This window comes from Corallococcus exercitus, from assembly GCF_003611585.1.
Taxonomy (GTDB): domain Bacteria; phylum Myxococcota; class Myxococcia; order Myxococcales; family Myxococcaceae; genus Corallococcus; species Corallococcus exercitus.
The window spans coordinates 1-3,818 of the sequence record NZ_RAVW01000630.1 but is presented as its reverse complement, the minus strand read 5'-3'; the positions used below and the strand labels follow the sequence as shown (position 1 = coordinate 3,818).

The 3,818-nt window shown below is 73.6% G+C and carries 3 protein-coding genes; 2 read left to right on the top strand and 1 reads right to left on the bottom strand.

Going from position 1 to position 3,818, the window contains the following annotated elements; genetic code table 11:
• Both D7W79_RS46585 and D7W79_RS39915 read left to right on the top strand, forming a co-directional pair.
• Nucleotides 1-384 (top strand): cupin domain-containing protein (locus D7W79_RS46585; RefSeq protein ID WP_244222243.1); only part of this gene is annotated, 384 nt, incomplete at its 5' end.
• Nucleotides 385-559: 175 nt separating this feature from the next.
• On the top strand, nt 560-1,459 hold the full coding sequence (locus D7W79_RS39915) for an MBL fold metallo-hydrolase (protein WP_120530449.1): 900 nt from the start codon (nt 560-562) through the stop codon (nt 1,457-1,459).
• A 12-nt stretch (nt 1,460-1,471) separates the two neighbouring features.
• On the opposite strand, the gene D7W79_RS39910 is transcribed toward D7W79_RS39915, so the two are convergent.
• On the bottom strand, nt 1,472-3,745 hold the full coding sequence (locus D7W79_RS39910) for a sensor histidine kinase (protein ID WP_120530448.1): 2,274 nt from the start codon (nt 3,743-3,745) through the stop codon (nt 1,472-1,474).
• Nucleotides 3,746-3,818 lie beyond the last annotated feature (73 nt).

Here is a 3,818-nt window from a genome sequence, read left to right as displayed (position 1 = left end):
GTCCACATAGCCCTAATCGAGCCTTATCGTCGGCAGCGTCAGCTGTGTATAAGAGACAGGAACCTGGCCCACGCCTCCACCGACCTGCCCGCGCCTGGTATTGCCCGGCCCGTGGGCACCCTCCACGGTCAGCCCATGCACCTGGTGCGGCTGACGGGCACCAGCCCCTGGTGCCGGCACGCCACGGGGGATGTCCTCTTCCTCGTCACCCGCGGCGTCCTGCGCGTGGAGCTGCGCGAGCGCACCATGGACCTGGAGGAGGGCGAGCTGCTCATCGTCCCCCGGGGCGTGGAGCACCGCTCCGTCGCTCCCGGCGAAGCGCTGGTGCTGATATCGGCGCCACCGCTCGACGGTGAAGCAGCCGGGCAGCCTCCCGCTCCCTGAGCGCCACTCCACCACCCTCCAGGCGGGCGAGCCCCCGTCCTGTCGCGGGTGTGGTGATTCCTCCCAGGGGGACCACGGCGCACTTTTGCCCTGAACGAATGGATGGGCGGCTTCCCGCGGCGGGCTCACCGCTGTCGCCGGACGGCTGCCCCCTTCACGAGGAGCGGGAGCCGCCATGCGCATCCACCACCTGAACTGCACCACGATGTGCCCGCCTGGCCGGCGGCTCATGGACGGGCGGCGCGGCTTCACCGGCCCGGCGGCGCTCACCTGCCACTGTCTGGTGTTGGAGACGCCGCGCGGCCTGGTGCTGGTGGATACCGGGTTCGGCCTCAATGACGTGTACGCGCCGCGCGTGCGGCTCAACGGCCTGTTCCGCGACGTGCTCTGCCGCCCCGCCCTGGCGGAGGAGGCCACCGCCATCCGCCAGCTGGAGCGCATGGGCTTCCATGCCAGCGACGTGCGCGACATCGTCCTCACGCACCTGGACTTCGACCACGCGGGCGGCCTGGACGACTTCCCGCATGCTCGCGTGCACGTGCTGGCGGACGAGTACCGCGTGGCCACCGCGCAGAAGAGCTGGCTGGACCGCGCGCGCTTCCGCCCCATGCAGTGGTCGAAGGAGACGCGCTGGGAGACCTACGTCCCCAACCAGGGCGAGGGCTGGTTCGGCTTCGACTGCGTGCGCGAGCTCAACGGGCTGCCGCCCGAGATTTTGATGGTGCCGCTCGTGGGCCACACGCTGGGACACGCGGGCGTGGCCATCGACACCGGGGACGGGTGGCTGCTGCACGCGGGCGACGCGTACTTCTACCACGGGGAGATGGACCTGGACCGCTACCGCTGCACCGCCGGCCTGCGCGCCTACCAGAAGCTGATGCAGAAGGACGGGTGGATGCGCTGGTACAACCTGCGCCGGCTGCGCGAGCTGGTGCAGCGCCACGGCGACCAGGTGAAGGTCTTCTGCGCCCACGACTCGCTGGAGTTCGAGCGGCTGGAGGAGCGCGAGAAGCTGCCCGCGGACTTCCCCATCCAGCCCGGCCTCGTCGCCCCCGTGCCGTCGCTGCACCTGTAGCCGGGGCGGACGTCACTGCTGGAGCGGAGGGGCCTCCGCCATGGACGTCTCCTCCACCGGCCGGGGCATGCGCGGCAGGTCCACCGTGAAGGTGGCGCCCCGCCCCGGCACGCTCTCCAGGCGGATGACGCCGCCGTGCGCCTCCACGAGCTGGCGGGCGATGTAGAGCCCCAGCCCGTAGCCGGCCTCCGCCTCCGCCTTCCGGGTGCGCTCCCGCTCGAAGCGCTCGAAGACGCGGCGCTGGGCCTCCGGCGCGATGCCCACGCCCTCGTCGCGCACGCGCAGCCGCGTGTGCTCCACGTCCAGCGCGGACACGGACACCGTCACCGGGTGGCCCCGGCCGAACTTCAGCGCGTTGGACAGGAGGTTCGTCACCACCCGGTCCAGGCGGATGCGGTCCCACTGCCCCACCTGCCCGGGCTCCACCTCCAGCTTGAGGTCGCAGCCCGCCTGCGCGGCGGCCTCCGCGAAGCGCTCCACCACCTCGCGCGCCAGCTCCCCCAGGTCCACGGGGGCCGCGTCCAGCGCCCGCTTGCCGGAGGACAGCCGCGACAGGTCCAGGAGGTTGTGGAGCAGCTGGCCCAGCCGCTGCGCCTGCCCGCGCGCCGCCACCAATCCCTGCCGCACGTCCTCGTCGCGGCCGGCCCCCTGCGCGCGCTGCACCTTGCTGAGCAGCAATTGCAGCGCATGCAAGGGATTGCCCAGGTCATGCGCGGTGACGGCGATGAGGTCCACCGCCTCGCGCGCCTCGCGCAAGAGCCGCGTGTTCACCAGGGCCAGCGCCGCGCGGCCGGCCAGCTCCTCCACCAGCACCTGGTCCGCCTGCGTGAAGCGGCGGTGGCCCCGGGCCGTCATCAGCACGAAGGCGCCCAGCGTCTCGCGGCCCGCGCGCAGGGGCACCACCATCGACGACCCGATGGCGACGCGCTCGATGAGCACCAGGTGCTCGTCGGTCTCCGCGGAGTCCTCCACGTCCTGCGTCTCCACCTCCACGTCCAGCCGCGAGCGCCCGGTGCGCATCACCTCCCAGACGGCCGGGGGCATGCCCGCGCGGGGGGGAAAGCGCCGCAGGGCCTCCCACAGGCTCGCCTCGCGCTCGGGCTGCACGTGCGTCACCGCGCGGGGCCGCAGCTCGCCCGCGGGCGTGAGCAGGTAGAGGATGCAGCCGTCCGCCACCTCCGGCACCAACAGCCGCGCCACCTCCGCCGCCGTCAGGTCGGGGTCCAGGGACTGGTGGAAGACGCGGCCCGCCTCCGCGAGCAGCTCCTGCATCCGCTCGTTGCGCCGCTGCTCGGTGATGTCGCGCGTCACCACGGAGAAGCCCTGCGGCATGCCGCCCTCGTCGCGCAGCGCGGTGATGGACACCTCCGCCCAGAAGCGCGAGCCGTCCTTGCGCTGCCGCCACCCCTCCGTGCGCAGCCGCCCCTCCCGCAGGGCCCGGGCCAGCTCCCGCTCCGGCACGCCCGTCGCGGCCTCCTCGGACGTGTAGAAGACGGAGGAGGGGCGGCCCAATATCTCCGCCTCGCTCCAGCCCTTGATGCGCTCCGCGCCCGGGTTCCAGCTCGCGACCCGTCCGCGCGCGTCCAGCAGCACCAGGGCGTAGTCGCGCACGCCCTCCACCAGCGCCTGGAAGCGGTGCGCGCTGGCCGCCGCCTCGCGCCGGAGCGGGTTCAGCCGGCGGTGGAGCACCCACGCCAGCGCCGACGCCAGCCCCAGCCCCAGCAGGGACGCCACGAGCAGCAGCGCCGTCTCCCACCGGTCCGTCAGCAGCGCCGCCTGGTTCTCCCGCGCCAGCCGCGCCAGCACCTTCTGCTCCAGCTGGGCCTGCGCCTCGCGCACCCGTCCATGGGCCCGGGCGAGCCGCTGACGCGCCAGCGTCTGTTCCCCCGGCGTGGGGTGGTTCAGGAGGGCGTGCAGGGCGGTGTCGTGCGCCTGCTCGGCGGCGCGCACCTCCTCCACCAGCGCCTGGTCGTCGGCGGAGGTCAGCCGCGTGCGCAGCCGCTCCTCGGTGTCCAGGAAGCGTTGCCGGGCCCGCGCCGTGTCCTCCGCGAGCGACTGTCCGCCCGCCAGCAACGCGCTGTTGGCCAGGGACACCTTGTCGCTGAAGGCCCGCCCCAGCTGCCCCACCTCCTGCAGGTCCAGGGAGCGCTCCATCACCCGCGACTGCACGGAGCCGCGCGTCGTCAGCAGCGCGCCCACCGCCATGGCCAGCAGGACGAACGCCACCACGAGGCTCGCCCCGAGCCCCCACCCGTCCTCCTGTGCCAAGCGCCTGGGACCTGCCATGGGTGTCCCTTCCCCGCTGGACGGACGTGTCCCTCCGCGCCCCCGCGTCCGTTCACGGTGGGGGCCCCCCGCC